The following is a 16,023-nucleotide window of genomic DNA, read 5'->3' as shown; positions in this document are numbered from 1 at the left end:
TCGAATGTTGTTTGGGTGGTTCAAATGGTCAACGGCGGTCATCGACCCCGGTAACGGAGGCGCGATGCCAAAACACCAGCTTGCGCTCAATCAATACCACCGACCAGAACAGTAGGAAGCCGAGGACGCTGAGATAAAGGATGAGGGAGAAGACGCGAGGCGTCTGTAGCTGGCTAGCAGCAACGCGGATCAATTCGCCAAAGCCCTTGCCTCCACCCAGGAATTCAGCGGTAATCGCTCCGGCCATCACACCGACCGCCCCGATTTTCAGGCCGGTGAAGATCTGCGGCAGGCCGGTGGGGATCTTCATTCGCACCAAGGTCTGCCAGCGGCTGGCGCCGAGCGTGCGAAACAGCATGCGGGCATTCTCATCGGCGGCATGGAGGCCTGCGGCCGTTCCGACAACAATGGGGAAGGTGGCGATGAATGCCGCCAGAGCCACCTTGGAGGCGATGCCGAAGCCAAGCCAAGCAAGAAATAGGGGAGCGAAAGCAACTTTCGGCATCGTGTCGATGGCAACGAGGTAGGGCAGAACAGCCCTTTCGCCGAAGGAGGTCTCACCAACCAGGACGCCGAGAGAAAAGCCGATGGCGATGGCGAAGCCGAAGCCCCACAACACTTCTTTGGTGGTCATCCACAGCGCCGCTAACATATAGTTGCCGGTCAGGATATTCCTGCCGACGAGAATGATATCGCTGCCGACCTCGGCAGGGGAGGGGAGGATAATGCGCGACACGATCTCGAAATGATGGACCGCCCACCAGATCAGGAGGACGGTGAGGAGCAGCCCCGCCATGGCGACGACGCGGGGGATTTTGTCGATCCACGCCACCTGTTCGCTCCAGACTGTTTCCGGAAAGGAGCCTTGCTCGACCGTGATCGGACGCCCCAAGCCTTGAGGCGCCATTTCGGCATCAACGGATCTCATGCGGTTACACCTCCTTCGTCGAGACGGCTGCGGATGTAGCGAACATATTCACCGAACGTGGCGGTGGTCATCATCTCCAGCGTGCGTGGCCGCGGCAGCTCAATTCGCACGACCTCAAGGAACGTGCCTGGGCGCGGCGACATGATGTAGACGTCGTCCGACAGCAGCACCGCCTCCGGAATCGAGTGGGTGATCAGGAACGCAGTTGCGTTTTGGGAAAGGCAGATGCGCTGCAGTTCGATGTTCATGAAGTCGCGCGCAAGCTCATCTAGCGCGGAGAATGGCTCGTCGAGAAGCAGGACCTGCGGTTCGGTGATCAACATGCGGCAGATCGAGGTGCGTTGTGCCATACCGCCGGAAAGTTGCCGTGGATAGACCTTCTCAAAGCCCTTGAGCCCGACCAGTTCCAGGAGAGCCTGGGCATCGTTGTGGCGAGCCTTCGCGGCAGCCTTGCCATCGCGGATGCTGATCGGCAGAAGCACGTTGTCAAGCACAGTCATCCAGGGAAACAGCGTCGCCTGCTGATACATCATCCCGATCTCACGCCGCGCGCCGAGCACCGGTTTGCCGTCGAGAATGACGCTTCCCCCAGAGGGCGGGGTGACGCCAGCCATGATCTTCAGAAGCGTGGACTTGCCGCAGCCCGAAGGACCGATCACTGAAGAGAAAGAGCCCTCGCGCAGATCGAGATCGACGGGATCAAGCGCCCGGATCTTACCGAACGCATACGACTTTGAGACGTTGCGGAGTTGGTAGACCGGCCGGGCAAGGTGGTGCCCGACCGTTTGCTCCGCCAAAGGTTTGGCGTTCTGCATCATCTACTTGGCCGCATTCCAGACGTCGATGAACTTGTTTGTGTAAGCTGCCTCCAAGTCGTCCATGGGCTTGTCGAGGTCGCCGCTCGCCACGAGGCTCTCCTCCCACTTCTTCCAGGCGGCTGGCGGCATGAAACCCACAGGATCCTTCGGGTCGACGGGCACGGTTCTGCTCTGGATCGCGGTCAGCAAGGCTGCGGCAAAGGCGGGATCTTCGCTTTCCTGCGGATTTCCGGCGGCGACGTGCTTGAGCGTCGCATCCCGATTTGCCGGGTCGAGGCCGAACCGCGTTCCCTTCACCAATGCCCGGCCGAACCCTTCCAAGGTCTGCGGGTTCTCATCGAGAAACGCACGGGTCACCGCCCAACCGTTGCCGAAATAGTCGAGATAGGCGGTAGGCGTAATCTCGCGCAGCGGGATGCCGCGGGAGGAAATAATGGCCGCATCCGCCACCGCTGCGGCATAGGCGCTGACTTCCTTATTGATGAAGGCCGCGACAGCTGTGCCACCGTCGCCAATCGCCAGGAACTGGTAGTCGGTGCCTTCAGTGAGGCCGAGATCGGTCATGATGCCGCGGGTAAAGCCGACCTCGGCGCCATCCGCCGTGCCGACGCCGATGGTGGCGCCCTTTAGGTCCGCCGGTGTCTGGGCGGGCGACTCTTCCGGCACGACGAGGCCGAAGACCGAGCGGCTGAAATGATTGTAGATGAAGACGATATCCTCGCCGCGGACGCGCGCCGCCAGAAGGGGTGCCGGACCCGGCTGGCCGATATCGCCCTGGCCCGAAGCGAGCAACTGCAGCACGGATGCGGAACCGTTGACGGCCTCCACCTTCACGCTGAGGCCTTCTTCCTCAAAATAGCCTTCCCCCACCGCGACATGGAGCGGGTAGTTGTTGATCGCCGAGGGGTTGGGTACGACCACCGTCAGTTCCTTGACCTCTGCCGATGCGGGCGCAAACGCGCTCACCGCCAGCAGAAGGGCCACGCCCATGCGCTTCAGTCCACTCATCTCTTTCCTCCCTATGTGGTTCAATGCCCCCAAGGCTCCCGACCTTGAGGCTCCGGCCGTTCGGCCGGTGTCAGACGGCTCCTCTTCCGCTGACCTCCGAAGCTTGCGCGATATCTTATACGCTGTCAACGCGTGAATAATGTATGATCCGTATTGCGGAGAGGATCATACATGGTAAGTTCCGTTATGGACAGCCCGTCGGCAGGTAGGAGCGGCGGGTTCGGCCAATGACACTCGAGGAGGAGAAACACCCGAATGAGCAGCTACGTCATCGACGCCCCCAAGCCCGCCATCATTCCCGTTGTCGGCAGCGACCAAAGCTTTCCCGTGCGCCGCATCTACTGCATCGGCCGAAACTACGTTGCCCATGTGGAGGAGATGGGTGGGGATGCGGATCGCGATCCGCCCCTGTTCTTTCAGAAGCCGACCGATGCCGTGGTCAACAGCGGTGCGACCATCCCTTATCCCACCAAGACTGCCGACTTCCACCATGAGGTGGAATTGGTTCTGGCGCTGGGTAAGGGCGGCCGCAACATCTCGGAGGCGGACGCGCAGTCGCATATCTGGGGCTATGGGGTCGGCCTCGACATGACGCGCCGCGACATTCAGGGCGGCGGACTGCCGTGGGAAATCGCCAAGTCCTTCGACAATTCCTTCCCCGTAGGGGCAATCACGCCGGCCTCCCAAACCGGCATCATTGACAAGGGAAGGATCAAGCTTACGGTAAACGGTAAGACCGTACAGGAATCCGACGTATCGCTGCTGATCTGGCGCATTCCGGAAATCATCGCCCGCCTTTCGGAGTTCTTCGAACTGCATCCCGGCGACATAATCCTGACCGGCACGCCCCATGGAGTTGGTCCGGTGGTGCCGGGCGACAAGCTGGTGGCGACGTTCGAGGGCCTGTCGCCGCTGGAAGTGACAATCGGTCCGGCGGCCTGACCCGTGGGTGGGGACAGCGATCCTGCGCCCGTTTCGCCCGCGCTCCTGGAAGAGGTGGCCGGCTTTGGCACGGCCACACTTCACGAGGCGGCGGGGCGGATCGGCGCCCTGCCGGGAGCCATCGCGCCGCTCGACAGGAGGATGAAACTGTGGGGAAGGGCGATGCCCGTTTCGGCACCCGCCGACGACAATCTCGCGCTGCACCGGGCGATCGCCGAGGGACAGCCGGGAGACGTGCTGGTGGTGGAGAATGGCGGGTCGCTGTCCCACGGACCCTTCGGCGACATTCTCGCGCTCGCCGCCAAGGTTCGGGGGATCCGGGGACTGGTGATCGACGGCGGGGTCCGTGACAGCGAAAGCCTGATCGAGATGGGATTTCCGGTGTTTGCGCGCGGCTGCTCCATCCGGGGAACGATCAAACGGGACCCCGGAAGGGTGGGCGAGCCGGTGACGATCGGCGGGATCGAGATCCGGCGCGGCGACATCGTGATCGGCGACGCCGACGGCGTCGTGATCCTGCCTGCCGTCGATTTAGCTGTTATCCACCAAGCGGCCATTGCTCGGATGGCCGCAGAAGCCGACCTGCGCCAGGCAATTCGCCGAGGCAGACTCACGCTTGATCTGCTAGGACTTTCCCGACTTGTCTCATAGAATTGATTGCTTCGCTTGCTGCAGCCGTTGGCTTCCCGGACATTCTGGTCTAGCTCGTCAACTTGTTCGCCGAGAGCAGGCGGGACGAGGCGCACGACCTGTTCGATGCCCACCTGCCGCTGATTCGCTACGAACAGCAACTCGGCATCGGGCTACCCTGCGCACGCACGTGCTCAAGCGGCGCGGCGCGATCACCTCCAACGCCGAGCGCACGCACCGAGGTGGATTACCTGCTCAGCGCCTGGGCCGGCGGGACAAGCGGGCAGCTTCATGACGAGCCAGATCAATGTTCCCCGAGGACGAGGCGCCGCAAATTATCGTCCGACTTCCTCCTGTTCGGCGTTCATCCGCCAAAGTCCGCGTAGTCGAGCTGATGCCGGGCGATGGAACTGACGAAGGTCAGCCAGACGGAACGGCTCAGCCGGGGGCAGTCGGTCCCGCCTTCCGCTAGGGCGTCGCTATGCTAAGGCTCCTGCGGCTGCCCTTTTTCCAGCCGAGCCGTGTCGAGAATTCCCGCTTTCCCGTCCTGCGGCCGGCGCTATGCTGAAAGCTCCGATACTCTTCATTGTTTCGTGTGCGGCCTGACGGCCGCATTGTTCCTGGCCCGTTGGATCGCCCGCCGGATGACGTGGTTCTCTTGCTCTCCTCAAAGCGGCAGCCGTCATGACAGGCTCAGCGGACGCGGCCCCGGCAAGCTGGCCACGGGGAATGCGATCCTTTTGGCGTTCGATCTGCTCTACTTGGGCGGCCACGACCTGACAAAGATTGAATACGCGGCGCGCCGGCGGATTCTTGAGGACATGCTTGCCGCCAGCCAGGGCGGCATCCGGGTTTCGGAGGAGTTCGACGAGGATCCTGACGAGCTGCTCCGGCATGCCTGCGCGCATGACCTCGAAGGGATTATCGCCAAGCACCGCGAGCGGCCGTACAGATCGGGACGGACCGGCGACTGGCCGAAGATCAAGTGCGTCCAAAGCGACACCTTCGCCATCGTCGGCTACGAGCCTTCGACCGCATTGCCCGGAGCGATCGCGAGCCTGTTGCTGGCCGCCCGCTATCGGGACGGCTGGCAGTACGTCGGCAGTGTTGGGACCGGCTTCAAGCACGATGAGGCGCGGCGGCTAATAAAGCAGCTCGACAAGCTCAAGACGAGGATACCGGTTGTAAGCGTGCCGGGGAAGAACCTGGTGATGACGGAGCCATCACTCGTAGCAGAAATTGAATTCCGGGCCTGGACGCACACAGGCACGCTGCGCCATGCATCGTTAAGGGGCTGCGCGAAGAAGAGGACTGGTCGGAGGTTTACCGGCTGCCTGACTAGTGTGTGGTCGGTGGTACGTCCACGGCGCGGCAGGTGATCGACCAGTTTGCTCCCTGATAATGCCCCTCCGCCATTCGATCCATTTCCAGGAAGATTAGGGCTTCCAGCAGCTCTGGGATAGGTGCGTGTCTCGCCATCAGATTAAGGGTCTCCTCGACCGTCATTGTTCGTTCGACCGAGCCCGCTGGAGACGTGAAGCTGACGTGGATGAAGCGTGCGGGCATAGCTGCAAATTAGGTGGAGCGTGGCGATCGACAAGTAGGCCTCATCCCAGTCCCATTGCCTGGACGTCAAATAAGAAGTTCAGGAGTAGGATGCTCTGGTCTCTTCCGCGCCAAGGATAATGCCTTCTTGATCCAAGGATCATCTTTACAATCCTCGATCCAATGCTCCATCCCGATCAGCGGGAGACCCTTGTCGCCGGCACCTCGTCGTTTCCCTTCGTCGAAGGTATGAAACTCGTTTAGTGTGACACCGTACGTTTCGGGTAACATGATTGCGGTCGCGAGATGGATAGCGTCGGGTGTGGCGAGCTTTCTGAACGTCGTGCCGTCGGAATAAAGTAGGCTGCGAAGATGAGATGCTAAGGCCATCATCTCAGGATCTGGGCTGATCGGGATCACTGATCCACCAAAGTCCCGAAGAAAATCATCGAAGGTACCGATGCCTGCTGCCACGAGGGATTTCTGAGTTATCTCAGCGATCGTAATGCTCGAGCTATAGATTTTTGTCCTGCCTGCTTGGGCGTCCTTCAGGTGCTGGCTGATGTGATCTATGATCTGCCCCTTGCTGGATCGCTCATCGTTCAGGTGCGCGATGAAGACGCAGGTGTCCCAGTAGTACGATGCTGGGGAACTCAATGCTCACTCCAAGTCTGCTCATCGTTATCTAGATCGAATGCTCCTCGCCAGCGGGCCAGACCCATTCCATTGTCGAGGACGCGGATCCGCGTGACATCAAGCATCACTGGAAGAGGCTTTACCCCGTCATAGTGGGCGGCGCCGAAGAATATGGCGCGTTTCTCCAAGGCGGCAGTGATGTCATCAAGCTTTACGGCGGTGATGTTGCATTTAAGTGGTCGTCCGCCGGCGGTCAGCCAGATCACACCGCTCTTGGTCTCTCTCTGATAATCGACAGCACGAAGCATCCCATCGAAAGATCCGAAGGTTACACCCTCAAATCTGCCGACCTCGCTTCCTTGCTTGCGGATTGCCTCCAGAACTTGTTTCGCGCGCCTTTCTAGGAACTGATCGAGCATCACCGGCGGGCGATGCGGCAGTTTCAGCTCACCCACCTCAAAACGTCGTCCAACCCCTTTATTCAAGGCGACCACGTTCTCTACAAACTTTAGGGGAAGTGATCGAGCCTTGCGCGAGTTAGCGCGGATTTCCTCGACACCTTCAACGAAAAACGCAACCCCAGAGAACGAATCGTCTGAAGTCTTGGTTTGTCGCTCTAGAAGCTCTGCAGTAGCTGTGTTCTTCCTCAAGTCGGTGAGGATAAACTTATGTTGCCGCTCGCCATTTGCGGCCTCGTCGGCAGAGGCAAGGCCTCTCATGAAAGCAGAGAACTTCTCAGCGAAAACTTCCCCGTCGACCTCGCCATGGAAAGCGGCGAGCCCGTGGATCGTTAGCGTTATTTTTCCACCTTCGCCCACAACGGCTATCCTCGGAGGGTCTGCGACTTGTCCATGGACATATCACATCGGAAATAGTTTGCACGGAATTAAGGTCTAGGTTGAAGCGTGGGACAAAGCGGCAAAAAGGATAAGCAAGCCGGTGATGCTCGATGTGTCCCACAATTCTAGAAAGGAAATAAAATTGCCGTGTTTCCAGAATTCCTCCGGGACTCCGATAACGGACCATATGTTGAAGCGTGAACATCAATTTAAGGCTAGCGGCTAAACCCCTGCTCATCCAGACAGCGGAGGTTTTCGTGAAGTTCGTTTTGTTGTTTTCGCTGTGTTTGCTTGCCAGCTGCGCCCAGCGCGACCCAGATCTGTATATTCCGCCAACCACTGAGCCCGTTTACAATTAGGTCGGGCTGCGACCGACGGAGCCTGGGATTGAGAGGCGTAGCTGTTCTTCAAAACGGCGGCGCCTCTACATTCTTCAGGGATTTTCGCCGCAGCGGCGCGCAGGGGGTAGCGGTTCAGCTGCTCCGCAGCGGGCGTCCCGGCGTTGTGCGGGTTGACGTAAATGCCACAGGCCTAGATGGTGGCGTCTTGGTCATACAATGCTCGTTTGCTACACAAGCTCTCATGATCGTACGACAAGAAAATCCTCGGGATAGCGAAGAGATCCGTGCGCTTGTCACCGCCGCGTTCGACGGTGCTCCACATAGCAACGGAACCGAGGGAGCCATTATTGATGCCCTGAGGGAGGGAGGCGCTTTGTCCGTTTCCCTTGTGGCAGAACGAGAAGGTGAAATTGTCGGCTATGTCGGCTTCTCCCCCGTCCAGATCGATGGAAGGGATATTGAATGGTACGGCCTAGGGCCCGTTGCCGTACGACCTGACCGACAGCGGCAAGGCGTCGGAGTTCGTCTGATCGAAGCCGGTCTAGCACAGATGAAATCCATCGGTGCCGCTGGATGTGTCGTTCTCGGCGATCCTGGCTATTATTCCCGATTTGGTTTCCACGCCGATCCTGCTCTGAGCTTCCCCGGTGTTCCCCAGAGTATTTCCAGTGTCTGGATTTTGGGACACATACTCGGCAAGGGGTCGTCGTTTATCATCAGGCCTTCTACGGAGCGTAGGCGGCCTCTCGGAGCAGCAACTTCCTATATCGGGAGGCATGAGAAAAGCCCGTCAGGGGAACGGGCCTTTCACTCACCATGTGTGGACTGGAGATCCTGCTCTAGTATCTCTGGAAGATTGCTCGGTTCCGCCGGGCAGTGGGTGGCTCGCGGATAGTCCAAGGCTTATTTCGCTCATGATCTTTCTGTAGGCACGAGCGGTGAAGGGAGCGTATCGAGTTTCCAATGGTGGGCAAAGGCTGCGCTGCTCCTCACTTCTTCCCGATGAGGCTAATGCCGGGACTGCATGGCAACTCGCGCACTTGATTGTGACAGCCAATTGCCGTTGAAGATCCTGAATAACATTGGAGCTTCAATGTCCGAGATCGAGAAGATTGCAAAGACGGTGTCTCAGCTAGCTAAGCCAAAAATGCGGCCCAAGGAGCTTTCTGAAGCTGTGAGGAAAGTGCATCCCAAGGCAACCAAGAAGGAGATCACACGTGGCGCCTTCTACGCCGTGATCCTGGCTGCAGGTAGGCAGCCGAGCGCAGTCCATGGCCTTCATGCCCTCGCGATGGAGAGCCGAAAAGATACTCAAGACGACGCGGGCTGAGCCTCTAGAAGTGCCTGAGCCGCGCTTCGAATGGTTGATCCTTGGCTATTGATGAGGGGGATCAGTGTCCAGTCGGAACTCCTCAGAATAAGTGAGCTGAGGCCGGATCTGCCTATCAAGCTCGCGACACCGACTGCGCGAATGTGGGTCGTAGCCATCACCTCCGTTAGGAGCCCGGGTTAGCCCACCAGCGCCCTGAGCTCCACCTCCTGCCTCACACCGTGCTCGTAATGCTGAACAAGTTCAGCGGCGATGTACTCAGCGTCCAAGTCGCTCTTGTCGATGCCTCTCCGCTTGCAGGCCGCATCAAGGACGCGTTCAAGTATATCCAAGTCAGAAGGATCAAGAGGTCTTAGATCTGGCGTGTGATGTATCATGCTTTCAGTTTGGTGGAGCCTACATGAACGCTAGATGAACCGAAAGAGCGCGCTCGCTGGGCAAAAGTCCTACCACGTTGCGCCATAGGTCTTGCGGGGGAACGGGGACGACAAGTGCGCGTTGAGGGGGCTGCCACAACCCAAGGAGATGGCCATGAAGAAGATTATCATTGCCGCTGCGTCGCTTGCTCTCGTAGGCACCGCAGCTATAGCACAGGAAGGCACCGCCAGCGGTGCAGCAGGCGGTGCAGTAACGGGCGCCATCGTCGGCGGTCCGGTCGGCGCCGCTGTCGGCGGCATCGCAGGTGCAGTTCTTGGTACGGCCATTGATCCGCCACCGGAGCGCGTTGTCACTTACGTCCGCGAGCAGCCGATGCCGGCAGAGCCTGTCATGGTGCAGGCCGAAGTCGTCGTTGGCCAGCCACTACCGCAGACAGTCGTGCTGACGCCAATTCCGGAAGCGCCTGCGTACGCCTACACCTATGTCAACGAACGCCGTGTGATCGTTGACCCACAGACCTACACGGTGGTCCAGGTCCTGGATTGATTTAACCATATATCGGCATCCGGGCCCGGCGCATTGCGCGTCGGGTCTAGACAGGCTTTCCTCCCCCGAGCTCTATCTCCGTCCCCGTATCCAGCACGATGTGGAGATCCCGGATCATGCCGGCGGCGGTCAGTAGTGCGTCACGAACCTCCGAGGGATCTTTCGTTCGCGTTCCTCGAATGGCCACCATGACCTGCAGTTCTACTATCTTGTCTGCATCCGCCTGGGCTGATTGTATGCTGACGGTCTCCCGCATGGCCCTAATCGTCGTGACGGAGCGCTCGAATAGCCGTCCGCGCTCAATCTCTGTCAGCCTCTCCACTTCGTTCGCCGCCCGCACCAATTCCGCGATGAAGTCTGTGGTGTTGCTCAAAACTACGTCCCCCTATCACCAACCCGCAGCCATCTCCATTTTGTACGCCAGTAAACCCCCCACCGTGATTATGCCGACCGCCAGAACCACGTTCAATAAAATCTGCATCAGTCTAACTCCGGTATCTCACCTGTTGGAACAGGCTCACGGGCGGTCGTCACTCCGCAAGGGGAGCCCATAAGAGCAGAGTTTTTCTGCCGTTCCAACTACTCCACCGAAAGCGCTGTTGTCTCCTCACCTTGACCTCGCCAATGAGCTTGTTCTCCTCCGACAACTGAGAGGGCAGGTCGTGATACCTTCCACCTCCATCGTCTTTGGGAGGCCGACATGTGCAAGAGAGTGGTCATCTACGCCCGTTACTCAACAGATCAGCAGAACCCTGCGTCCATTGAAACCCAGATCGATTTGGGAACGTCATTTGTTTTGGAGCGTGGCTGGACGCTTTATCAGACATTTGTCGATGCAGGGGTAAGCGGCGCTAGCTTCGATACAAGGCCAGGTCTTCAGGCCGCCTTGAAGGGGGCGCGAGAAGGCGCATTCGACGTCCTTCTTTGCCTGACCCTTGATCGCCTGTCGCGAGACCTCGAGCACAGCGCGAAAGTGCTGAAGCTGCTGCACTTTCATGAGATCGAACTCTGGACCGTTCATGGCAGCTCGCAGGTGTCGTCAATGGAGCTTGGCCTTAGGGCCGTCCTCAACAGCGAGATGCTGGAACAGGTCCGATATCGCACAAGAGAAGGAATGAAGACGGTAGCAAAAAAGGGACGAGTGCCCGGCGGCATTTGCTACGGCTACGCGATCAAAAAGGTCCTTGGAGCAGACGGTGAGCCCATCCGAGGCCTGAGGGATATCAATCCCGACGAAGCCGATGTCATCGTTTGGATATTCCAACAGTATGCAAAGGGCTCTAGTCCGGACCTAATCGCCGACAGGCTTAACAAGAAGGGTGTAGTTGGCCCTCGCGGGCAGGCTTGGAGAGGAACGGCGATCCGAGGCCACCGGCGAAGAGGGACCGGAATTTTGAACAACGAGTTGTATATAGGCCGCTTGGTGTTCAATAGGCTCGCATACCGAAAGAACCCGGTGAGCGAACGCCGGGTATCCCGGCTGAACTCGCCAGAGCAGCACATCGTCCAGGAGATTCCACAACTGCGTATCGTCTCAGATACGTTGTGGAAGAGGGTGAAGCGGCGGCAAGCCAGTGGGAAGGGCGCAGACGCCCGTCGGCTTGCGGGCAAGTCTAATCAGTCACCTAAGCCCAAGGCAGGAGGCGCGCGATCTGACGCTGCTTATGACCATTTACAAGCGCTGTGAGCGTGCGGGTTAGGTACGCAATGGGATCAACAGCATTGAGTTTGCACGTCTCGATCAGCGAAGCGATGATTGCCCAATTCTCTGCTCCGGCATCATGACCCGCGAAGAGTGCGTTCTTCCGATTAAGGGCAATCGGACGGATGGTCCGCTCTACGCTGTGGTTGTCGATCTCGATGCGGCCATCGATCAGGAAGAGCTGCAGGCCATCCCAGTACTTGGCGATGTAGGTCAAAGCCTCGCCAAGTGGAGACTTCATTCCGACGCGTGCTCGATGATGGACGAGCCAGCTATGCAGGTCTGCGACGAGTGGCGCTGACCGCTCTTGCCGTCCAGCGAGACGAGCCTCGGGATCAAGACCGCGCAGTTCAGCTTCGATGCGATATAGTTCGCCGATCCGCTTGACGCCGTCCTCGGCAATCGGTGCTGACCCGTTGCGGGTGATCTCCACCAGCTTGCGCCGGGCGTGGGCCCAGCAAAGGCAAGCTGAAGTCTGGGCCGACACGCTCTGGTGCGATAAGCCTGTTGTATCCGGCATATCCATCCACCTGCAGGATGCCAGAGAAACCCTGCAGTATCCGTTCGGCATGAATGCCTCCCCGACCAGGAGCATAGGTGAAGGCGACACCCGGCGGAGCGCCACCGCCCCATCATCACGCGCCAGCGCCCAGAAGTATCCGGTTTTCGTCTTGCGGGAGCCAGGTCGAGAACCGGGGCACGGGTTTCGTCCATGAACAGCTTGGATGAGCGCTTTAAGTCAGCGATCAACGCATCGAAGACAGGCCGCAGTTCATAGGCTGCCCGACCGACCCAGTCAGCCAACGTAGATCGGTCAAGGTCAATGCCCTGGCGGCTCATGATCTGGGCCTGCCGATAGAGCGGAAGATGATCGGCGTACTTGGTACCAGCACATGGGCGACGGTCGCTTCCGTCGGTAACCCTGCCTGGATCAGCCGTGCCGGAGCTGGGGCTTGGACGACCCCATCGGTGCAGGCCCGGCAGGCATACTTAGGGCGGCGGGTGACGATCACGCGGAACTGTGCCGGGATCACGTCCAGCCGCTCGGAGACATCCTCGCCAATGCAGTGCATGCAACCACCGCAGGCGCAGATCAGGCTTTCTGGCTCGATCACCTCCTCGATACGCGGAAGATGCTTTGGAAGGGAGCTGTGATTGATCGCACGTGGCTCGCTGATCCCGTTTCCTGCAGGAGCGTCCGCCTCATCCTCAGCATGGATCACGGCGATAGCCGTCTCTAGGTCTTCCAGCGCCGAGTCGAATTGGTCAGGATCGGTCTTCTCGGAGTTGCGTCCGAAGGCGGCCTGCTTGAACGCTGGTACGAGCTTCTCAAGGCGTTCGATTCGCTCATCCTTTCGGGCGATATGCTCGTCTTTGCTGGCTATCGCGACGTCCTTGGCCGCCTCGCGTGCCTGCGCCGCGATCAGCAGCGCCTTTAGGGCGGCAACATCATCGGGAAGGTCGGCGGCATCAAGCATGGCCGGAAGCTACCAAATCCTGGGCTGATTTACCTCTCGAATTTGCGGTGCTGAGTCATCGTGGCGCAGCTATTCGATGGCCTCCGTCGTCCTCGTCTGGACGGCATGAACCCGCCGCCAATCAAGTCCCGCAAACGGGGCTTCGAATTGGGCGTGGGTGAGCGTCATCAGACCATCTTTGATGCCGGGCCAGATGAACGTGCTCTTCTAGCCGCTTGTAGGCCATGACGATCCCGGACCCATCCCAGTAGATGAGCTTCAAACGGTCTGCCTTGCGTGACCGGAACACGAAGACCGTTCCGGTGAACGGGTCCTTGTGCAGTTCATTCTTCACCAGCGCCGCCAAGCCATCATGACCCTTGCGGAAATCTACGGGTTTGGTCGCCATCATGATCCGCACGCGGTTTGACGGAAAGATCATGTTGCCGCCGCCAAGGCGCGGCCGATGGAAGCGATCCGGGACGCAGACGCTCCTTCCTCAAGACGGATGGTGACTGGGCCGACGACGATCTCGGGGCGCGTAGCAGCCTTTACCGTCGGCGGCTCCGGCAATGGCGTATCGATGACCATGGCCGCGAACTCAACCGCGTCCTCCGGCTCTGGCAACACCAACTTGCCCTGCCGCGCCAGCGTGCGCCAAGATGACAGGTGGTTGGCCTTCAGCCCGTAGCGCCCCGCTACTTCATTCACCGTCGCGCCTGGTCGTAAGCTCTCGGATACAATCCGTGCCTTGACCTCATCAGGCCATTGGCGATTGCCTTCGCGTCGCCTACCACCTGTTGTGAGAACCTCCAATGTAGTCTCCATGGAGAAACTCCTTGTCGCTCGTCCATGGAAACTCGATCACAGATCAAGCAACAGCGGGCAACGTGGGATCAAAACACCGGGTACACTCCACCTCTCCCACTCGCGTCATCTCCTCCACCAGCGCCTCCGGTAATTCTTGCTGTTGATTAAGCACGGGTAGCAGCAGGTCGAGAGTCAAGGGCTTGAGGCGAAGCTCATACAGGGCGATCGGCTGGAGCACCTCATCGTTGTCCTCACCCAGCTCACGGCCTTTGATCAACTCCATTCGATGAGTCGCTGCCTCGGTCACGGCTTCTTCCATGCTGCGGCAGTAGCCAAGTAGGTCGTCGGAGCCAGGGACGATCTGGAAGGCGAACAGGTTGTTCATCTTGACACTCCGTTGGATCGGAGCGCCACCATAGCAAGGTTTGGCAGGAGGATAAGGAGAGGGTACGGAGGCGCGTCCCGGGGCGCGACAAAGTTCGCTGAGTCAACGACATGAAAAAATGCCGCCGGGGGGAACGGGCTTCTTTCAGATGCACGGACTGGAGTTCCTGCTCAATTACTCGCAACAGCGGGAGAGGTTCCGGAATAGGCAAACCGGCGCGCGAACCCGGTGGCGAACTACAGCTCCACCTTCCTCACGAACGTCAGCCAGACGGAACGGCTCAGCCGGGGCAGTCGGTCCCGCCTTCCGCTAGGGCGTCGCTACGCTAAGGCTCCTGCGGCTGCCCTTTTTCCGGCGGAGCCGTGTCGAGAATTCCTGCTTTCCCGTCCTGCGGCCGGCGCTATGCTGAAAGCTCCGATACTCTTCATTGTCTTGTATGCCGCCTGACGGCCGCATTGTTCGTGGCCCTTGGATGGCCCGCCGGATGACGTGGTCGTCTTGCTCCCCTAGAAGGGGCAGCCGTCATGACACCCTACGGAGGTCGCTTCTCGCGGCAATGTGGTCGCGGCGGTGGCTGAAGAAGGTGATCCATTCCGACGATCTTGGGTTCGCCTCGTCCGGTGGCCAGTGCCCCGGCAAGGCATAGCCTGGCGTTCCGGCTTTCGTGATCCGTACCTCCAAAGCTTCCAGCGAGGGAAAGCCATGACGACGGAGCCAGATGCGCCACTGTTCGATCTGCTTCGTCTTGGTCTCAGCGACGAATACCAGCGGGATGGCGCGCTGCGTGTGGACGCGGGCAGGGGCGTCCTCGCGCGGGTTAGGTTTATATATTTTTTCTTTCTCTGAGTTTGGTGGGCATACCTGTCCCCCTTCATCGGACATATCTGACCGCCTTGCCGGACGATTCTGACCGCCTTTTTCTGGGTAAAGGGTGACTACTTTGTCCGTCTTTTCGCGGGCTTCCGATGCACGTAGAATCGACGCCGCTGAGGGACGATACTCGGTATTGTGCCCGACGCCATTTCCGCGCTGGACCTCGAACCATCCTTTGACCTCAAGTTCACGGACAGCGCGCTGGATGGTCTTGACGCTCTTGCCGGTCGCGTCGGTAATCGTCTGATAGGACGGCCACGCCTTCTCGGTGTGGCCGTTCAAATTTGTGGTGACGATATAGAGCGCCACGGACCGGGCGTTGTCGCTCAAATCCTTGTCGCAGCTCAGCTGCTGAAGCCATTGCAGCTTCACATCCCGAAATGGCCGCGCCCCGCTCATGCGCACCTCCCAAGGTGCAAGACCACCGGAAAATAAGGGCCGGAAGCGTCCGGAAAAAGTGGGACGGCGGCTTTGCTAAGCCATTGATATCTATAAGAGGGGGTTTTCGTCCCACACAGGGTCAAGCTGCTGATATCATTGCGAATCAGCAGGCCCTCCGGGCCCACCATTTCTTGCTCACGGTGGATCGTTTTTCGAAGCGTCCAGTTGCTACTTGCCAGCCGGATATTTCGCCGCTAAAGACACAGCCGCGCTTCACGGAGCGCCGACCAGCGAAGCGGAGAGGTGGCTGAGTGGTCGAAAGCACCGCACTCGAAATGCGGCATACGGGCAACCGTATCGTGGGTTCGAATCCCACCCTCTCCGCCATTCCCTCCCCTGTCCGACCCGGACACATAGGTAACGGTTTGTACCTAAGACATGGGTGACAACCTCGTGCCGAACGGATTGTCGATG

16 protein-coding genes, 1 tRNA gene and 2 pseudogenes are annotated in these 16,023 nt (G+C 59.3%); 8 read left to right on the top strand and 11 right to left on the bottom strand.

Annotated features, from left to right (window positions below; translation table 11 throughout):
• Positions 1 to 28: 28 nt before the first annotated feature.
• The 3 genes from LXM96_RS00100 to LXM96_RS00090 are packed head-to-tail and all read right to left on the bottom strand — an operon-like array spanning position 29 to position 2,754.
• The gene (locus LXM96_RS00100) at positions 29 to 928 is read right to left on the bottom strand and encodes an ABC transporter permease (protein ID WP_239996194.1); all 900 of its coding nucleotides are present in this window, start codon (positions 926 to 928) and stop codon (positions 29 to 31) included.
• The gene (locus LXM96_RS00095) at positions 925 to 1,746 is read right to left on the bottom strand and encodes an ABC transporter ATP-binding protein (protein WP_239996193.1); all 822 of its coding nucleotides are present in this window, start codon (positions 1,744 to 1,746) and stop codon (positions 925 to 927) included. Before LXM96_RS00095 ends, LXM96_RS00100 begins: the two co-directional genes overlap by 4 nt.
• A complete protein-coding gene (locus tag LXM96_RS00090; protein WP_239996192.1) occupies positions 1,747 to 2,754 on the bottom strand; it encodes an ABC transporter substrate-binding protein in 1,008 nt (335 codons plus the stop codon).
• A gap of 255 nt (positions 2,755 to 3,009) precedes the next feature.
• On the opposite strand from LXM96_RS00090, the gene LXM96_RS00085 reads away from it, so the two are divergent.
• From LXM96_RS00085 to LXM96_RS00070, 3 genes are all read left to right on the top strand, one after another.
• Positions 3,010 to 3,696 (top strand): fumarylacetoacetate hydrolase family protein, encoded by a 687-nt coding sequence (locus LXM96_RS00085; protein ID WP_239996191.1) that lies wholly within the window; start codon positions 3,010 to 3,012, stop codon positions 3,694 to 3,696.
• A gap of 3 nt (positions 3,697 to 3,699) precedes the next feature.
• Positions 3,700 to 4,347 carry a 4-carboxy-4-hydroxy-2-oxoadipate aldolase/oxaloacetate decarboxylase gene (locus LXM96_RS00080; protein ID WP_239996190.1) on the top strand — a complete coding sequence of 216 codons (648 nt, stop codon included), beginning with the start codon at positions 3,700 to 3,702 and terminating at the stop codon, positions 4,345 to 4,347.
• A 593-nt stretch (positions 4,348 to 4,940) separates the two neighbouring features.
• Positions 4,941 to 5,705 (top strand): ATP dependent DNA ligase, encoded by a 765-nt coding sequence (locus LXM96_RS00070; RefSeq protein WP_239996189.1) that lies wholly within the window; start codon positions 4,941 to 4,943, stop codon positions 5,703 to 5,705.
• A 253-nt stretch (positions 5,706 to 5,958) separates the two neighbouring features.
• On the opposite strand, the gene LXM96_RS00065 is transcribed toward LXM96_RS00070, so the two are convergent.
• Positions 5,959 to 6,528 (bottom strand): type II toxin-antitoxin system VapC family toxin, encoded by a 570-nt coding sequence (locus LXM96_RS00065; protein ID WP_239996188.1) that lies wholly within the window; start codon positions 6,526 to 6,528, stop codon positions 5,959 to 5,961.
• On the bottom strand, positions 6,525 to 7,325 hold the full coding sequence (locus LXM96_RS00060) for a hypothetical protein (protein ID WP_239996187.1): 801 nt from the start codon (positions 7,323 to 7,325) through the stop codon (positions 6,525 to 6,527). The genes LXM96_RS00065 and LXM96_RS00060 overlap by 4 nt, the downstream gene beginning before the upstream one ends.
• Before the next feature lie 603 nt (positions 7,326 to 7,928).
• On the opposite strand from LXM96_RS00060, the gene LXM96_RS00055 reads away from it, so the two are divergent.
• The 3 genes from LXM96_RS00055 (at position 7,929) to LXM96_RS00045 (ending at position 9,941) form a co-directional block, all read left to right on the top strand.
• The gene (locus tag LXM96_RS00055) at positions 7,929 to 8,582 is read left to right on the top strand and encodes a GNAT family N-acetyltransferase (RefSeq protein ID WP_394801876.1); all 654 of its coding nucleotides are present in this window, start codon (positions 7,929 to 7,931) and stop codon (positions 8,580 to 8,582) included.
• A 198-nt stretch (positions 8,583 to 8,780) separates the two neighbouring features.
• Positions 8,781 to 9,017, top strand: coding sequence for a hypothetical protein (locus LXM96_RS00050; protein ID WP_239996186.1), 237 nt, complete (start codon positions 8,781 to 8,783; stop codon positions 9,015 to 9,017).
• A gap of 525 nt (positions 9,018 to 9,542) precedes the next feature.
• On the top strand, positions 9,543 to 9,941 hold the full coding sequence (locus tag LXM96_RS00045; protein WP_394801864.1) for a DUF1236 domain-containing protein: 399 nt from the start codon (positions 9,543 to 9,545) through the stop codon (positions 9,939 to 9,941).
• Positions 9,942 to 9,987: 46 nt separating this feature from the next.
• Here LXM96_RS00045 and LXM96_RS00040 read toward each other — a convergent pair whose 3' ends face one another.
• Positions 9,988 to 10,314, bottom strand: a complete 327-nt coding sequence (locus tag LXM96_RS00040) for a hypothetical protein (RefSeq protein ID WP_239996184.1) — start codon at positions 10,312 to 10,314, stop codon at positions 9,988 to 9,990.
• A gap of 327 nt (positions 10,315 to 10,641) precedes the next feature.
• On the opposite strand from LXM96_RS00040, the gene LXM96_RS00035 reads away from it, so the two are divergent.
• Complete coding sequence (locus LXM96_RS00035) at positions 10,642 to 11,628, top strand: recombinase family protein (RefSeq protein WP_239996183.1); 987 nt, start codon at positions 10,642 to 10,644, stop codon at positions 11,626 to 11,628.
• Here LXM96_RS00035 and tnpC read toward each other — a convergent pair.
• The 5 genes and pseudogenes from tnpC to LXM96_RS00010 form a co-directional block, all read right to left on the bottom strand.
• Positions 11,567 to 13,121: pseudogene (gene tnpC / locus LXM96_RS00030) on the bottom strand (IS66 family transposase). The gene LXM96_RS00035 and the pseudogene tnpC sit on opposite strands and share 62 nt — an antisense overlap.
• Before the next feature lie 69 nt (positions 13,122 to 13,190).
• Positions 13,191 to 13,542: pseudogene (tnpB, locus tag LXM96_RS00025) on the bottom strand (IS66 family insertion sequence element accessory protein TnpB).
• Positions 13,539 to 13,928 (bottom strand): IS66-like element accessory protein TnpA, encoded by a 390-nt coding sequence (gene tnpA, locus LXM96_RS00020; RefSeq protein WP_239996182.1) that lies wholly within the window; start codon positions 13,926 to 13,928, stop codon positions 13,539 to 13,541. Before tnpA ends, tnpB begins: the two are co-directional and overlap by 4 nt.
• Positions 13,929 to 13,971: 43 nt before the next feature.
• Positions 13,972 to 14,295, bottom strand: coding sequence for a hypothetical protein (locus LXM96_RS00015; RefSeq protein ID WP_239996181.1), 324 nt, complete (start codon positions 14,293 to 14,295; stop codon positions 13,972 to 13,974).
• 522 nt (positions 14,296 to 14,817) lie between these two features.
• Positions 14,818 to 15,567 (bottom strand): helix-turn-helix domain-containing protein, encoded by a 750-nt coding sequence (locus LXM96_RS00010; RefSeq protein WP_239996180.1) that lies wholly within the window; start codon positions 15,565 to 15,567, stop codon positions 14,818 to 14,820.
• A gap of 279 nt (positions 15,568 to 15,846) precedes the next feature.
• Between LXM96_RS00010 and LXM96_RS00005 the strand changes: the two genes are divergently transcribed.
• A tRNA-Ser gene (locus LXM96_RS00005) sits at positions 15,847 to 15,936 on the top strand.
• Positions 15,937 to 16,023: the final 87 nt, after the last annotated feature.

It is taken from the genome of Rhizobium halophilum (genome assembly GCF_021648825.1).
GTDB classification, from domain to species: Bacteria; Pseudomonadota; Alphaproteobacteria; order Rhizobiales; family Rhizobiaceae; genus Neorhizobium; species Neorhizobium halophilum.
Note: the sequence above shows the minus strand (reverse complement) of the source record. Positions and strands in the feature narration are given on the sequence as shown.

Coding starts and splice junctions, on each gene's coding strand:
- LXM96_RS00100 (WP_239996194.1), bottom strand. CDS start 928: ATGAGATCCGTTGATGCCGAAATGGCGCCTCAAGGCTTGGGGCGTCCG.
- LXM96_RS00095 (WP_239996193.1), bottom strand. CDS start 1,746: ATGATGCAGAACGCCAAACCTTTGGCGGAGCAAACGGTCGGGCACCAC.
- LXM96_RS00090 (WP_239996192.1), bottom strand. CDS start 2,754: ATGAGTGGACTGAAGCGCATGGGCGTGGCCCTTCTGCTGGCGGTGAGC.
- LXM96_RS00085 (WP_239996191.1), top strand. CDS start 3,010: ATGAGCAGCTACGTCATCGACGCCCCCAAGCCCGCCATCATTCCCGTT.
- LXM96_RS00055 (WP_394801876.1), top strand. CDS start 7,929: ATGATCGTACGACAAGAAAATCCTCGGGATAGCGAAGAGATCCGTGCG.
- LXM96_RS00050 (WP_239996186.1), top strand. CDS start 8,781: ATGTCCGAGATCGAGAAGATTGCAAAGACGGTGTCTCAGCTAGCTAAG.
- LXM96_RS00045 (WP_394801864.1), top strand. CDS start 9,543: ATGGCCATGAAGAAGATTATCATTGCCGCTGCGTCGCTTGCTCTCGTA.
- LXM96_RS00035 (WP_239996183.1), top strand. CDS start 10,642: ATGTGCAAGAGAGTGGTCATCTACGCCCGTTACTCAACAGATCAGCAG.
- tnpA (WP_239996182.1), bottom strand. CDS start 13,928: ATGGAGACTACATTGGAGGTTCTCACAACAGGTGGTAGGCGACGCGAA.
- LXM96_RS00015 (WP_239996181.1), bottom strand. CDS start 14,295: ATGAACAACCTGTTCGCCTTCCAGATCGTCCCTGGCTCCGACGACCTA.
- LXM96_RS00010 (WP_239996180.1), bottom strand. CDS start 15,567: ATGAGCGGGGCGCGGCCATTTCGGGATGTGAAGCTGCAATGGCTTCAG.